General features: G+C 69.0%; 17 protein-coding genes and 1 pseudogene. 12 read left to right on the top strand and 6 right to left on the bottom strand.

Annotation, left to right across the window (positions count from 1 at the left end; all coding sequences use genetic code 11):
• Positions 1-257: 257 nt before the first annotated feature.
• The 5 genes from AB5J50_RS02255 (at position 258) to AB5J50_RS02235 (ending at position 4,265) form a co-directional block, all read left to right on the top strand.
• On the top strand, positions 258-683 hold the full coding sequence (locus AB5J50_RS02255; protein ID WP_369254385.1) for a hypothetical protein: 426 nt from the start codon (positions 258-260) through the stop codon (positions 681-683).
• Positions 684-1,394: 711 nt separating this feature from the next.
• Positions 1,395-2,210, top strand: a complete 816-nt coding sequence (locus AB5J50_RS02250) for an oxidoreductase (RefSeq protein WP_369254383.1) — start codon at positions 1,395-1,397, stop codon at positions 2,208-2,210.
• A 59-nt stretch (positions 2,211-2,269) separates the two neighbouring features.
• Entirely contained in the window at positions 2,270-2,518 is a 249-nt protein-coding gene (locus AB5J50_RS02245) for a hypothetical protein (protein WP_369254381.1), read from the top strand.
• Positions 2,519-2,542: 24 nt separating this feature from the next.
• Complete coding sequence (locus tag AB5J50_RS02240; RefSeq protein WP_369254379.1) at positions 2,543-3,625, top strand: SMP-30/gluconolactonase/LRE family protein; 1,083 nt, start codon at positions 2,543-2,545, stop codon at positions 3,623-3,625.
• A 49-nt stretch (positions 3,626-3,674) separates the two neighbouring features.
• Entirely contained in the window at positions 3,675-4,265 is a 591-nt protein-coding gene (locus tag AB5J50_RS02235; RefSeq protein WP_060905528.1) for a TetR/AcrR family transcriptional regulator, read from the top strand.
• A 200-nt stretch (positions 4,266-4,465) separates the two neighbouring features.
• Here AB5J50_RS02235 and AB5J50_RS02230 read toward each other — a convergent pair.
• Together AB5J50_RS02230 and AB5J50_RS02225 are read right to left on the bottom strand one after the other, a co-directional pair.
• Positions 4,466-5,161 (bottom strand): annotated as a pseudogene (locus tag AB5J50_RS02230) (RNA-guided endonuclease InsQ/TnpB family protein); the annotation flags it as partial.
• A 598-nt stretch (positions 5,162-5,759) separates the two neighbouring features.
• Entirely contained in the window at positions 5,760-5,945 is a 186-nt protein-coding gene (locus AB5J50_RS02225; RefSeq protein ID WP_369254377.1) for a hypothetical protein, read from the bottom strand.
• 215 nt (positions 5,946-6,160) lie between these two features.
• Here AB5J50_RS02225 and AB5J50_RS02220 point away from each other — a divergent pair, with 215 nt between their 5' ends.
• From AB5J50_RS02220 to AB5J50_RS02200, 5 genes are all read left to right on the top strand, one after another.
• Complete coding sequence (locus AB5J50_RS02220) at positions 6,161-6,511, top strand: ArsR/SmtB family transcription factor (protein ID WP_369265279.1); 351 nt, start codon at positions 6,161-6,163, stop codon at positions 6,509-6,511.
• A 270-nt stretch (positions 6,512-6,781) separates the two neighbouring features.
• Positions 6,782-7,144, top strand: coding sequence for an NADH-quinone oxidoreductase subunit B family protein (locus AB5J50_RS02215; RefSeq protein WP_369254375.1), 363 nt, complete (start codon positions 6,782-6,784; stop codon positions 7,142-7,144).
• Positions 7,141-8,853 (top strand): proton-conducting transporter membrane subunit, encoded by a 1,713-nt coding sequence (locus AB5J50_RS02210; protein WP_369254373.1) that lies wholly within the window; start codon positions 7,141-7,143, stop codon positions 8,851-8,853. The genes AB5J50_RS02215 and AB5J50_RS02210 overlap by 4 nt, the downstream gene beginning before the upstream one ends.
• On the top strand, positions 8,829-9,446 hold the full coding sequence (locus AB5J50_RS02205) for a TetR family transcriptional regulator (RefSeq protein WP_369254371.1): 618 nt from the start codon (positions 8,829-8,831) through the stop codon (positions 9,444-9,446). The genes AB5J50_RS02210 and AB5J50_RS02205 overlap by 25 nt, the downstream gene beginning before the upstream one ends.
• An 88-nt stretch (positions 9,447-9,534) precedes the next feature.
• On the top strand, positions 9,535-10,329 hold the full coding sequence (locus tag AB5J50_RS02200; RefSeq protein ID WP_369254369.1) for an SDR family NAD(P)-dependent oxidoreductase: 795 nt from the start codon (positions 9,535-9,537) through the stop codon (positions 10,327-10,329).
• 156 nt (positions 10,330-10,485) lie between these two features.
• Here the strand turns inward: AB5J50_RS02200 and AB5J50_RS02195 are convergent, their stop codons facing one another.
• The 4 genes from AB5J50_RS02195 to AB5J50_RS02180 all read right to left on the bottom strand — a co-directional run bounded on the left by AB5J50_RS02195 (position 10,486) and on the right by AB5J50_RS02180 (position 12,037).
• Positions 10,486-10,959, bottom strand: coding sequence for an FAD-dependent oxidoreductase (locus AB5J50_RS02195; protein ID WP_369265278.1), 474 nt, complete (start codon positions 10,957-10,959; stop codon positions 10,486-10,488).
• A gap of 146 nt (positions 10,960-11,105) precedes the next feature.
• Complete coding sequence (locus AB5J50_RS02190) at positions 11,106-11,444, bottom strand: ArsR/SmtB family transcription factor (RefSeq protein WP_369254367.1); 339 nt, start codon at positions 11,442-11,444, stop codon at positions 11,106-11,108.
• 5 nt (positions 11,445-11,449) lie between these two features.
• Entirely contained in the window at positions 11,450-11,632 is a 183-nt protein-coding gene (locus tag AB5J50_RS02185; protein WP_369254365.1) for a hypothetical protein, read from the bottom strand.
• 120 nt (positions 11,633-11,752) lie between these two features.
• On the bottom strand, positions 11,753-12,037 hold the full coding sequence (locus AB5J50_RS02180; RefSeq protein WP_369254363.1) for a hypothetical protein: 285 nt from the start codon (positions 12,035-12,037) through the stop codon (positions 11,753-11,755).
• Between the two features lie 175 nt (positions 12,038-12,212).
• Between AB5J50_RS02180 and AB5J50_RS02175 the strand changes: the two genes are divergently transcribed.
• Together AB5J50_RS02175 and AB5J50_RS02170 are read left to right on the top strand one after the other, a co-directional pair.
• Positions 12,213-12,794, top strand: coding sequence for a hypothetical protein (locus tag AB5J50_RS02175; protein ID WP_369254361.1), 582 nt, complete (start codon positions 12,213-12,215; stop codon positions 12,792-12,794).
• An 854-nt stretch (positions 12,795-13,648) separates the two neighbouring features.
• On the top strand, positions 13,649-13,846 hold the full coding sequence (locus tag AB5J50_RS02170) for a hypothetical protein (RefSeq protein WP_369254359.1): 198 nt from the start codon (positions 13,649-13,651) through the stop codon (positions 13,844-13,846).
• Positions 13,847-14,310 lie beyond the last annotated feature (464 nt).

Genomic DNA, 14,310 nt, shown 5'->3' with positions numbered 1-14,310 from the left:
CGCCGTCTTGGGAACTAAGAACACACGCCACTGCTCATCAGGCCACCCTGCCAGATCGGCTTCAACACGCCGATTCAATAGGGAATTCGCAACGACACCTTCGATCCCGACTCCGCCCCAGGCGGGGTCCAACCAGTCCTGTGCCGTGGCGCGGTCGGTCGTGTTCGGGCACAGCGTGAACGGGGCACCGAGCCCTTCGCGGGCGAAGAGATCCTCCAGGACAGCACGCCGTTCGCGATAGGGCCGAACCATCTGACGTGGGCAGCGACGATTCGGTCGCTGCCGCGGTCGAGCGGTTCGGGCGGATCAACGTCCTGGTCAACAACGCGGGCATCGGCAAGCCGAGTCCCTGGACCACGAGATCCGCGTACACGGGGTCCGGGCTCGTCCAGCCTGGCGGTACCAAATCCTCGTTCGAGGCGAACACCGTCGAGCCCGACATGCCCATGCAAATCTACGCGGAGCAGCGGCGCATCGCCGACAAGGTGGCGCTGGCGGTCAACGAGGACGGCGACGACCCCGCCACCGTCGCGAAGGCGATCGTCGCGGCCGCCACCGACTCCAAGCCGAAGGTGCGGTACACAGCAGGCCGGAACGCCCGGCTCCTCAGCGCGGCGCACCGCGTCCTTCCCGCCGGGGTCTTCGACGGACAGGTCCGCAAGGCCAACAAACTTGCCGGCTGAGATCTGCAGACAGTGAACCGCTCCGATACCGGTGGAGGTTCCGGACTGCCCCGAGTTGGGTGGAGTGGAGTAGCCGGGGACGGCATGGTCGGGGGTTCCCCTCGCGCCCGTCCACGGGCCCGACCAAGACCGGTCCGGTCATCGGTCACCCGGGCGGCCGACCACCTGGGTGGAAGGCATGAAGCGTGACGTGGACGCGGCCGGAGCCGATGTTGTCCACCCGCGCGCCTGATCCTGCTCTGCAGCCGGGATGCTGGCACCCCGGTCAGGCGACCGAGTTCGACGGTGCCGGCTGGCCCTGTCTGGGCTCCGCGGTCTGGGCTCCGCGGTCTGGGCCCTGCGCAACCACCACCGGCTTCGAAGCTGCGATACGCGCGGCAGGCCACCCCTTGCCTCCTGGCGGTGAGGGCCTCTTGTGATGCACGCAGGACTGGAGCTCGCGGTTCGCCAGCGCGCTGACCAGGCAGGCACATGGGGAGAAAAATCAGCAAAATGGACCAAAAGAGGCTCTACATGCAAGATCAACCGCCGACATCGACTCGCCCTCCGCTCGCGATCTTTCCCATACCGCACCCCACGCCTCCCGGACCCTTCTCGAATCACCGGACGCGACCACTTGCCATCGACCGGCGACCACTCTATGGTCGTACAACCGTAAGGCATACGGTCGTACGACCATAGGGTCGTACTCCAAAATCAAGGGAGACCGTGATGGCGGCAACCCAACCGGTGGCGCTCGTGACAGGTGCCTCATCGGGCATCGGCAAGGAGACGGCCCGCGCCTTCGCCGCGGCGGGCTTCGAGGTGATCGGAACCGCTCGCAACACCGCGCGGGTCACCGCGCCCGCCGGGGTGACCTACCTCGACCTCGACGTGACCAGCGACGATTCGGTCGCCTCCCTGGTCAAGCAGGTGATCGACCGGTTCGGGCGCATCGACGTCCTGGTCAACAACGCCGGCGTCGGCGCCAACGGCGCCGCCGAGGAGTTCTCCGTCGCCCGGACGCAGGACGTCTTCGACATCAACGTCTACGGCATCATGCGGATGACCAAGGCGGTTCTGCCGCACATGCGCGCTCAGCGGCGCGGACGCGTCATCAACGTCTCCTCCCTCAGCGGGTTCGTCCCCAGCCCGTTCATGGCCATCTACACCGCGACCAAGCACGCGGTCGAGGGCTACTCCGGGTCGCTGGACCACGAGGTCCGCGAGCACGGCGTCCGGATCCTGCTCGTCGAGCCCGGCCCGATCAACACCCCGTTCGGGGACCACAGCGTGCAGGGCGACACCCCGTTGCCGCTTTATGCGTCGGGACGGCGCACCTTCGACGAGGTGCTGGCGAAAAACACCAGCGGCGGCGACGATCCCGCCACCGTGGCCAAGGTGATCGTCGCGGCAGCCACCGACCGGAACCCGAAACTGCGGCGCACCGCCGGCTCGACGGCCGCAAGCATCAGCGTGCTCCACCGCATCCTTCCGGCCCGGATCTTCGACCGCATCGTCCGCAGATTCAACCGGATGCCGAACTGACGCTCACCTTTCGCGTACCCGAACCCGTCCGAAAGCGGCGGCGTGTCTTCGACGAGGTGATGGCGCAGGTGAAGGACGGCGATGACCCCGCCGTCGTCACCAGAACGATCGTCACCGCGACCACCGACAAGAAGCCGAAGCCGCGCTACACCGCCGGCCTGCTGGCCTCACGCGTCACCGCGGCCCGCCGCCTCGGCCCCGCCGGAACGTTCGACAAGCAGATCTGCAAGAAACACCGCCGCCTCCCGCCTGGCCTCCCGGTCCGGCCTCAAGGGCGTCGTTTCCGCCCGAGTGCTTCTGATGTGTAACTCGTTGATTTACCGAGGAGAGTCATGCAGCAGCAACGCCAGCAAACGGCCCGGCGCAGTGCATCGGGCGCACGGCGTTTTGTGAAGAGGAACGTCGGGATCGCGCTGGCGGTCACCGCGACGGCGGCCGTCCTGGTCTCGGCGCCATCCGCGTCCGCGTGGACGGGACACGCGTACAGCGGTTCCGTTGTCACCGACGTGAAGACCGCGGCGACATTCGACTTCGCGGCCGGCGAGATCCCCGAGAACATCACCGCCAACCTCGACGGCTCGGTGACCCTGTCCATGCTCGGCAGCTGCGCGGTGTGCGAGCGCACCCACGGACCGGAGCTGATGCGTATCTCCCCCTCCGGAGAGCGCACGGTGCTCGCCACCGGGCAGGTGGGCGAGGCGATCAGCGGCAACGCCCGCGGCAGTGACGGCACCGTCTACTACGCGTTGTGGGCCCCGGGCAACGCGGCCAGGAACGGCGTGTACAAGCTGCTTGCGGACGGCACCCCTGAGCGCATCGCCGCGCTGGCCCCCGACTCGGGCCCCAACGGGCTGGCTGTCGACCCGGACGGACGCACGCTCTACGTCGCGGACAGCCTCAAGGGCATCATCTGGTCCGTTCCCGTCGCGGGCGGATCAGTGACACCGTGGCTGACCGACGCCGCTCTCGCGCCGGTGCCCACCGAGGCCCTGCCGATCGGTGCCAACGGGCTCAGGTTCCACAACGGCGCCCTGTGGGTCAGCAACTTCAACAAGGGCACCCTGCTGCGCGTACCGGTCACCACCACCGGCGTGCCCGGCCCCATCCGCCAGGTCGCGGGCGGCCTGCCCAACATCGACGATCTCAGCTTCCTGACCCCCAGCTCCGATGTGGTGTTCGCGGCGCAGAACGGCTCCTCCTCGAACAACGGCCCGGACCGGGTCGTGGTGATCTACCCGAACGGCACCTACAAGCCCGTCCTGACCAGCGCGGACGGTCTCGCCTCACCCTCCGCCACCGCCGTCCGCGGCAACCGGCTGTACATCACCGACGGCGGCGTCCCCGAGCCCCACGACCCGAAACTGCAGACCGCCAGGATCAACTTCCCCGCTCTCCTCGCCGGCGCGGCACACTGACCCGACCAGCAGCAGCCGGGGCACAAGCCCCGGTTCCCAGGAGGAACACATCGTGCGGTACACGAAAGAACACAAGCAGGAGACACGGCAGCGGATCATCGCAACGGCCGGTCGCCGGCTCAAGCAGGACGGCATCGACGGCTCCGGCGTCGCCACGCTCATGAAGGACGCGGGCCTGACCAACGGCACCTTCTACGCCTACTTCGCCTCCAAGGACCACCTCGTGGCCACCGCGGTCGCCGACCAGATGCGCGCCCAGCACGAGAACATCGTCGCGCAGGCGGCGCCCGGCCGTGCCGGACTCGAACAGATCGTGCGCTGGTACTTCTCCCCCGAGCAGCGCGACAATATCGAGGACGGCTGCCCCAACGCCGCCCTGCTCGACGAGATCGCACGCTCCACGGATCCCACCCGGCAGGCCTATACCGACGGCGCGCTGGTCCTCATTGACGGTTTCGCCGCCCGCCTGGCACCCCACGATCCACCTTCGGCACGTCTGCGGGCACTTGGCCTCCTCGGCATGATGGCCGGGACACTGCAGCTCTCCCGTGCCCTGACCGACCGGCAGCTCGCCGACCAACTCCTCGAACAGGGCATGCGCAACGCCCTCGCACTGCTGGATGCCGAGCAGCACAACTGAGACGCCATCCGCGTACCGATCAGAAGCCGGCTCGGTCGAACAAGGGCGGCGGCTCCCTCGACATCCGCGGTAGACCTTCGAGCCGACTCGAAGGTCAAGCTCAGTACGCAACCCGTATCGGGATGGCCACCAGTCCCTCACCGGCGCACGGGTTCGCTTAAGGACTGCTCCAGGATTCCGCGAACCCGCGCGCTTCTCTCTTTGGCCTTCTGCCCGTGCCGGGCGTGTGCGAGGTCATGGGCGTCGCTGGTGGTGGTCGCGGTCTCCTTCACACCCCAGTCGATGCCGATCACGCGGCCGGTCTCGGGGAGCGGCTGCACCTCGGCGGGGACGACGAAGCTGGCGTACCAGTGCCCAAGGCTGTCCTGATATACGCGCACCGATGACGGGTCGGCCGGAAGGTCTCGCGACCACACCACCGTCAGGGCGATGCCGCCCGCCAGGTGCAGCTTGCCGTCCTTGAGACGGAAGCCACGCCGGGTGTAGTTCAGCGTTGGCAACGTCTCGCGCTTCTTCTTCCACTGCGGCATCCCGGCCCGGTGGTGCTGCGGAACCCGGTCACGGATGTCCTTCTGCGCCTTGGCCTTCGACTTGCCGAAATCCCGGATGAGCTGCTGCTGCGGAACACTGGAGCCCTCACGCACCCACGGCGTGCGCGCACGGGCGTCGGTCAGCATCTTGTCGAGCTGCGCCGGGCCGCAGGTGCGCTTGTCGGTGCCCTCGGGACGGTTCTTGTTCCAGGCATGCACCTGCTTCGACTTGGCCACGCACTCGTTCCACACCCAGCGGCACCGGTCCCGCTCCGCCGCCAGCAGCGTGTGGGCGGTGGACGGCACGCGAAGCCGGAAGGTGTACCGGGCGTGCCCCGCTCCGTCGGCCCCTGCTGCTTCCGCCACGCCCTCACCCCGTCCAGGTTCCGGCCGCCCAAGCCCTGTCGGACGACCGAATGTGCGAGATCCGCACATCCGCGCCCCGCTCCCGCCGCGATCACCCCCATCGGCGAACACGGGCACACGCGTTCGCCTGCACCCGGCTCCGCCGGGCAAGCCGCAGCGGCGCTCCGCGCCCGGGAAGCAGGATGCGGCGACGCTCCGCGTCGCTGTCACTGGAGGCGATTCCTCCCCGGCGTGAACGCCGGGGCCTCCTCGCAAGGGACCAGGTGAATGGAGCCCTGCGCAGGTGGGCTGGGGGAAGCGACCACGGCGAGTGGCGCGTGACAGCGCTTCGCCCGACCGCCAGTTCCGCACCATGTTGTGCGGCGAAGGCAGCGGCGCTTCCGTCCCCGTGCCGGAAGGGAAAGACCCGCGTGCCCATCTGAACAGCGACACTGACCGTCGTGGTGAAAGACAGCACGTCCACGATGATCAGGCAGGCGGCTTCCGCGGCGAGGCGGTCCGCTCCGGCAGGCCCCCACTCGAAGCGGATCCCGGCGCCCGATTGGGCGGCCCAGTCACCCATGATCCTTTCCCCTGTGGATCCGCGGCCGTGTGAGGGTCAGCTCCCGCCGCCGTCCGACGAGGACACGGTGGCCCGGCCGCCGAAGGACAGCTTCAGCATGCGGGCCTCGCCGCACCGCGGGCACTGCCCGTCCGGGCCGACGGCGGTGGGCCGGCACTTGAGGCGGCACGCGGGGCACTTCAGCCAGGCGACTCCCGCGCCACGCAGCGGAATGATTCTCACGCAAGCCTCCCTCACGTAACGTATGGAGTTGCTAATCTTAGCAATTGTTGAGGTTGGCACTGCTGATTTCAGGCGGTTCGGTTCTCGTGCGCGGATTCGGCATGGCCGCTGTCGCACGCGAGGATGGGCCGCATGTGTGTGACGAGTGGGTGGATACGATGCGCCGAGGATGGTCTGGTGCGGCCGTGCTGCTGTACCGGGGAGGCGGCGACACGATGAGCACGCCGCTGTACCAACTGAAGGCGGAGTTCTTCAAGACGCTCGGCCATCCGGCGCGCATCCGTGTGCTGGAGCTGCTGAGTGAGCGCGAGCACGCGGTGGCGGAGATGCTGCCCGAGGTGGGGATCGAGCCGGCCCACCTGTCTCAACAGCTCGCGGTGCTGCGCCGGGCGAACCTGGTGGTGACCCGCAAGGAGGGTTCGACGGTGTTCTACTCGCTGACCAGCCCGTATATCGCCGAGTTGCTCACGGTCGCCCGCACCATCCTGTCCGGAGTGCTAGCCGGGCAGGCCGAACTGCTCGCCGATCTGCAGGCTGCCCAGACGCAGGCGAAACCGCCGTCGTAACGACGGCCCTCAATCGGCGGCCGTCTTCCAGGAGTTGACAGCGCTCTGCGGTGCGGGAGACGGCCGCTACACCTCCGCGTGGCATAACTCCGGTCCAGGGTGGCCTGTTGGGCACCGGCGGACAAGTCCTCACACGCTCAGGGAGGGTTCATGGGCCTGCTGCGCAAGATCCGCGGCGCCGGGCGGGTGGCCGAGCCCGCCCCGCCCAGGCCTGCGGGTGAACAGCCGTCCGCAACCAAGTAGTTCGGCGGATCGGTGCAGGTCAGGTGCGTGGACGCGGGATCGTGCAACGGTTGCGAAATCGAGATCGCGGGCGCCTTCAACCCGGTGTACGACGCCGAGCGGTACGGGGCCCGGCTGGTGGCCTCGCCCCGGCACGCCGACGTGGCGCTGGTGACCGGGCCGGTGACCCGGAACATGGCCGAGCCGCTGCGTCGCACGGTCGCCGCGATGCCCGAGCCCCGGCTGGTCGTCGCGATCGGCGACTGCGCAATCAACTGTGGTGAGTTCGCCGGAGGTTACGGCGTCGAGGGCGCCGTCTCCGATGTCGTACCGGTGGATCTGGCGGTGCCCGGGTGCCCGCCGGAGCCGGGCGAGATCGTCGCGGCGCTGAGGAGAGTGACCGGCCGGTGAGCCTGATTCCGGCCGCCCTCGAGACGGCCACCACGTTGGGTGTGGCGGGCGCGCCGGCCGGGCTGGTGCTGCCGGAGCGGGTGCGCGGCGCGGTGGTGGGCGTCTTGACGGCGGGTGTGGGGGTGACCGGTGTCGCGGCGGGTGTGGCCGCACTGGGCGGAAGCCTCTGGTCGGCCGACGTACCCGGACTGCTCCCACTGGCCGGAACGTATCTTGCGGTGGACGCTCTGTCCGGACTGTTCATGGCGGTGGCCGGGGTCGTGGTGGCGGCGGTGGCGATCTACGGCATCGGCTATGTGTCCGGGCACGGTGCGCACGGAGAGGGTTCACACGGGCTCGGCTCGCGGGGCGCGCAGGCACTGCTGCCGCTGTTCGCGCTCACGTTGATCCTGGTGCCGGCGGCGGCCTCGGTGTCGACGTTCCTGCTGCTGTGGGAGCTGATGGCGCTCACCTCGCTGCTCCTCGTCCGGGCAGAGCACCGCGCCCGGCCCGCCGTACGGGAGGCGGCTGTCTGGTACGCCGTAACGACGCATCTCGGGCTCGTCCTGCTGCTGGCGGGCCTGTCCGCGTACGCCGCCCAGGCCGGGGGCGAGACCTTCGCCGACCTGCGTGCGGGTACGGCGGCAGTGTCGCCGGCCCTGCGCGGGCTCGTCTTCGTGCTGACCGCCGTGGCCTTCACCTCGAAGGCGGGCCTGGTGCCGCTGCACGCCTGGCTGCCACGGGCGCACCCGGAAGCGCCCAGCGCGGTGTCAGCGTTGATGAGCGCGACCATGGTCAACCTCGGTGTCTACGGTCTCGTACGCGTCGGATTCGATCTGCTCGGCGGGGGACCGGCCTGGTGGTGGCTGCTGGTGATGGTCATGGGCGGGCTTTCGGCGGTGTACGGGATCCTGCAGGCCGCGATGGCCTCGGACCTGAAGCGGCTGCTGGCGTATTCGACATCCGAGAACATGGGCCTGGTGGTTCTCGGCGTCGGTGCGGCGGGGCTGTTCGCCCACGCCGGTGACACGGCGCTGGCCGGTCTGGCGCTGGCGGCGGCGCTGCTGCACGTCGTCAATCACTCTGCTTTCAAGGCGCTGTTGTTCGGCGCGGCGGGTTCGGTGCTGCGTGCCACCGGGGAGCGGAACCTGGACCTGCTGGGCGGGCTGCGGGCCCGGATGCCGGTCACGGCGGGGCTGTTCGCCCTCGGCGCGCTGGGGGCGGTGGCGCTGCCGCCGGGCAACGGATTCATCAGCGAGTGGCTGTTGCTGCAGTCGATGATCCATGGGCTGGCCGTGCCCGGGGTGACCGTGGCGATCGTGCTGCCGCTGGCGGTGGCGGTGATCGCCCTGTCGGCAGGGCTTGCGGCGGCGGTGTTCGTCAAGGCACTCGGCGTGGGCTTCTTCGCCCGGCCGCGCGCCGAACAGGCCGCCGCGGCCAAGGAGTCGCCGCCGCTCATGCTGGCGGGGATGGGGCTGCTCGCCGTTTTGTGCGCGGCATGCTTGGCTGAGACCAGTCCGCGGCCCGCCAGGGCCTCGTCGAAGGCGGTCCGGGCCGCCTCCACGCCTCCACGATTCCCGGATCGGGCAACCGGCATCCGGCCGGTCATTCCGCGCACTCCAGTCGCCGCGGGCGGGGCCCTCCGGGGTAGCGCGACTCTTGATCAACTTGAAATACCGACTCGAAGGTATTTAATATCGGGGGCATGGGAAGGCCAGTGGATCAACTGACACCGAAGGGTGCGGCGACGCGCCGGGAGATTCTGCGCGCCGCCGCCCGTGTCTTCGATGCCAAGGGGTATGCCCTGGCGCGGATGGACGACGTGGTGAGCGAGACCGGCCTCACCAAGGGTGCCGTGTACTTCCACTTCAAGAGCAAGGCCGCCCTGGCCCATGCGGTCGTCGACGATCAGAAGCAGGGGATGCTTGCGCATGTGCGCAGGCAGCTCGAGGGGCTGGGAGGGCCGGCCGCGCAGGTACGCGGACTCGTCCCCGTCCTCGTGGACCTCGTCATCGCCGAACCCGCGGGATGGTCCGTCGTACGGCTCGACCGCGAGCTCACCACCGAGTCACCGCAGGAGCACGCCCAGGTGTCCGTTCTCGCAGAGTGGGTCGACCTGGTCGAAGAACTCCTCCTGGCCGGCGCCCGTGCGGGCGACCTGCACCTTCCGGCCGACGCCCACACGCTGGCGACCGTATTCGTGGGCGCGTTCGACGGACTGAAGGGCGTCCTCGAGGCCACGGGGCGCGCCACTCCCGAAGAGCTGCGCCGTGCAGCGGGCGCTCTCGCCGAAGTCATTGAGGCGACCATCGAAGCTCACTGAACGCAGGCAGGCCGGACATCACACACGTCGGCCACCTCGGCCTTTTCATCGCCAAGAAAAAAACCTTCAAGTCGGTATGGAGACAGACATGAACTACTCGGACACTTTCACCTCCCAGCTGGCCGTCGTCACCGGCGCTTCGTCAGGGATCGGCGCCGAGTTCGCCCGACAGTTGGCCGCCCGCGGTGTGGACCTGGTCCTCGTCGCCCGTTCGAAAGACAAGCTGGAGGAGCTCGCCTCGACCCTGCGGACCAAGCACGGCGTGACCGTCACACCCATCGCCCTCGACCTCTCCCTGCCCGACTCCTCCGAGACCCTCGCTCGCTCGCTCGACGAGCAGGGCGTCGCCGTGGACATCCTCATCAACAACGCCGGCTTCGCTTCCCACGGCGACCTCGCCGAGGCCGACCCCGGCCACATGGCCTCCCAGGTGCAGCTCAACGTCGGCACGCTCGTCGGCAACACCACCCGGCTCCTGCCCGGCATGGTCGAGCGCGGGCGCGGCACCGTCATCAACGTCGCCAGCACGGCCGGATTCCAGGCGGTACCGCACATGGCGGTGTACTCCGCGACGAAGGCATTCGTCCTGTCCTTCACGCGTTCCCTCTGGGGCGAGACCCGCGGCACCGGTGTGACCGTCCTCGGGATCTGCCCGGGCGCCACCGACACCCCGTTCTTCGACGTGGCCGGTGACAACGCGTCGGTCGGCAGCCGGCGCACACCGCAGCAGGTCGTCGCCACAGCACTCGCGGCGCTCGGCGGACGCAAGGCGACCGTCGTCGACGGCGCCGGCAATGCACTGGTGTCACGCGTCGTCAGCCGCCTGGTACCGGAGCGCCCCCTGATCCGCATCGCCGAACGCAGCGTACGCCCCAGCGCGTGAAAGGCCCGCCGGCGAGCCGTGAACGCACCCCACCTCGCCGCGCTCGTCCGCGCCGAGCCGGCTTCGAACGCGGCCACCTCATCGCACGCCCCGGAACGAACTCAACCCCTCCACGGGTGTGGACATCTGCTCGGCCCTCTTGTTCCAAGGCGTGCATCAGTGTGCGTCGTAGATGCCCCGGTAGTGGCCGAGCGCGCTCTCGCGGATCTTCTCGTTGCTCCAGGGGGCGAAGCGGCCGGGTGACAGGCGATCGGGGGCGACGAGGAGGTTGCCGGCTTCCAGAAGCATGTTCGCGAGTTGTCGGCCGACGCCGCCGGCATGGGTGACCCAGGAAGCTTCCGCGAACCACAGGCCGGGTACCCCCGCAGCGGGGCCGACCAGGGGGAGTTCATCAGGGGTCAGGGCGAACACACCGTTGAGCCTCCGTCCCTGGGGTACCTGTCGGAAGGCCGGGACAAGGGCGGTGGCCTCAGCGATGGCGGTGCCGAAGGCTGCTTCCTGGAAGGGAGGTTCGGCCGATGTGAGCGTCGGGGACGGAGTCAGTGGGAGCGCGTCGTGGGCGTAGCTGCCCAGTCCGTAGCGGCGGCCGTGGCGGCGGGTGTAGACCGCGTGGTCAGGGTGGCGGACGATCGGTGTGTCGATGAGGGTCTCATCTAGGCACTGTTTCTCGGATCACGCTCGCAGCCCTCGCCATCTGGCTCCGAACATGACCCGAGAAACAGTGCCTAGTGCGGAACCCCGGGCGTTCACGCCCGGTCGGAACGGGCGTCCGCCCATCACCGGGCCGGCTCCGTGGCACGCAGCTCCTCCAGCAGCTCCTGACGACCCGACAGCAGAAAGGACAGGATCCGTCGCGCCGCGGCCAGCAGCTCGGCCACGTCCCCACCTGCCAGCTCGTAGACCACGGTCGAGCCGGTCCGGGTGGCGGTGACGATCCCGGAGCGGCGCAGCACTGCCAGCTGCTGCGACAGGTTCGACGGTTCCACCTCGATCGCGGCAAGCAGGTCGCGCACCGGCAGCGGCCCGTCCTGCAGCAGTTCAAGCACCCTTATCCGCACCGGATGCCCGAGCATCCGGAAGAACTCCGCCTTCGCCTCGTACAGCGGAACCGGCATGCCGATCACTCCTCGTCCGCCCCTGCGACCTCGACGTCGAGCCCGTAGCCGCAGGCCAGCCGCACCGCGTCGTCCAGTTCGTCCCGCGCCACCGCCACGGCGTACGGGTCGTCGGCCGCCACGGCGGCCGCCAGCCCGGCGCGCGCCGCCCTCACCCGCGCCAGCAGCGCCTCGACGACTGTGCCCACCCCGACCTCCACACCCTGGATCATCTATCAACCGCCGCAACTAACCAATTGAAGAACTCTTCAATTGTAGGCGCCGGGAAGCGTCACAGTCGCGCCCTCACGCGACGGCGTTCCGAGGTCTCACACGTCGGCCAGCTGCGCGCAGACGGAGAACTCGCGCAGTTCGGCCCCGCAGGCGCACTGGCGGGCGAAAGCGATGACGTCTCCCCGACGCAGAGAATCGAGGCACAGCACGTCGGTCAGTTCCAGCGCGCGCAGGGCCACCCAGCCGAGCTTGCTGACCGGACCGGTCTCCGCCTCGCGACGCAGTCGTGCGAGTTCGCGCACGGCCATCGGATCGGTGCCGGATGCCTGCAACTCCGCCAGAAGCACGGACGTCTCCCCGACGAGATACTGCTGCGTCAATCCGACCACCGCCCAACCGGCGAGCAGGGCAACAGCACCATTCTCCGCTCCCGCATGCCGTCCGGCCAGCTCCGCGGAAGAGCCTCAGCGCTGCCGTGCCTCCGGGAGCCACCGGGCGCTCCAGGGAGGACACTGAAAGTGTGTGATGGCGGCGCTGGCAAGGGGGTGCCGACCGATGGCGAGGACGCAGCGCTCGACGGTGTGGCTGTGGCGGTGGCGACGCAACCCGCTCAGGCGACGCAGCGACGTCCTCGAAGCCTGGGTCCTGCTCACCGCGTGCGTTTTGGCGCTGGTAGGAGGTCTCCTGGCCGGTCTGGTGACCCAGGGGGCAGTGGAGCGTGATCTCGACCGGCAGCGGGTGGAGCGACAGGCGGTCACCGCCGTGCTCGTCGAAGACGCGAAAGGCAAGCTCTCCGCGGGTGCGGCCGACGACGACAGGGTGTGGGCCACGGCCCGCTGGACCGCACCGGACGGCTCGACACGCACCAGCCAGACCAAGGTACGGCCCGACACCCCGGCCGGAACCCGGGTCACGGTGTGGACGGACCAGCACGGCGTGCTCACCTCGAAGCCCGTGACGCACGAGGAGGCACGCTTGCAGGCGGACCTGGTGGGCGTGCTGGCCGCAGTGACCGCCAGCGGACTTGCGGCAGCCGGGGCCCATGTCACAAGGGCCTGCCTGGATCGGCGGCGCATGGAGCAATGGGCCGCGGACTGGGCGCGGACCGACACCCGGCGGGGTGGCAAGACCACCTGACGCCCGAGGCGGTAGACGCCCCGGACTCGTCCTCCAGGTCTTCGTCCGGCGGTTCGATCGGGAACGGGGGTGAAGGCAACCAGAGCTGCAGCCGCCACGGCCGTACAAATCTTGGCCTCACACATACTCGGGCCCTACCAGCCCCGCTTGCCGTCCAGCTTGCCGCCATCGAAGCCGCGGCTGTCGGATCCGACGACGGCGTCCGCCTTTACCGACTGGGAGTCGATCACGCCCGCGATCGGCTCCGGATCCCGCCCGGCCAGCCGCCGGACCTTGCGGCGGAGGCGGTCTTGACATCCTCCCCCTCTTTTAAGAGGGGGAGGATGTCAAGACATGCGGGCACGGATGAACCGTCTGCAGACACTGAAGACCCTGCTGATGCAACAGGAGGCGAAGGGCTGGCCGACCCGTCCGACGCCTGGGCGAAGTTGCCAGCCGCTCGAGTTGTTGAGCGGGTCGACCCGCTGACTCTCACCCCAGACGAGATCACGCTCATGGATCTGCTCGGACCTCCACTGCTGGTGTCTGCGCCACGGGCAGCCAAGCGATTCGCCAATAGCTACGGACTGCTCACAGCGATGCGCCACGCACAGCGCGACACTGATCTCGCCGAACAACACGCTGCCACTCCGGACGCTGAGCGGGGTGGACAACGTGTCGGGGCCTACTGGCCTTACCGGAGCAGCATGATTCTGCTCCCCGCGCTCATGGCCTATCCGTCACTTGGGCCAGCATTGTTCCTGCACCTGCACCACGCCGCTGCGAGTGACCCTCATCAAACGTGGACGCAGTTCCGGTCCACGCTGACCCCGCGCCGCGAGCCTGGGGGCTGGTGCAACGACTCCGACCCGCGCATGACGCCTGTCCGGGCGCAGCAGTGGCAGGCGCTGCTTCGCGGCTTGGATCAGGCTGCTGCCGCCGTTGCCGACGCCGGACTGCCCCTGCCGGAGCCGCTGTCCGCGTGGGCGCAATGGGTCGTCCCGGTGGGACGGCTGTCGTTCCCGACCGGCCGCATCGTCAGCGCCCTTGAGCGGCAGCATCCGCTCCCGTAGGAAACATGTGACACAACACCAGATACTGCTCCCGCCTAGCCGTTGGCGGCATGTCCAAGCCACCAGCACGGCGGTAGGCGTGGAGACGCAGAGCACCACGTAGCCCTCCGCACCCATGGCGGGCCACAGGACGCTCTAGGCGGCACTGTTCGGAGCATTCACTGCGGCAGCCCGCCCTCACGAACCGATCCCGCCGGTGATCTCCTAGCTCTGACAGCTATTACGCCGTAATAACCAGGCCTCCTCTACCCGCGGTCTGCAGCACCCCGCACGCTCGCCCGGTGTCCATCTCGTCTCACCGGTCCAAGAGCGGTTGCTCAGCCGTCCGCACGCAGCGGGTAGTTGGGGGCAGAAACGCAGAAAGGCCCCCGTACCTCCGGGATCCGGAGGTACGGGGGCCTCGTCATGAGGTCCTGAGAGATGAGACCGGCACCGGCCTTGTACCCGCGCATGCTTGAGGGGAC

It is taken from the genome of Streptomyces sp. R35, from assembly GCF_041053035.1.
In the GTDB taxonomy this organism is placed as follows: domain Bacteria; phylum Actinomycetota; class Actinomycetes; order Streptomycetales; family Streptomycetaceae; genus Streptomyces; species Streptomyces lutosisoli.
The sequence above is the reverse complement of the archived record's forward strand: the minus strand, read 5'-3'. Positions and strand labels throughout refer to the sequence as shown.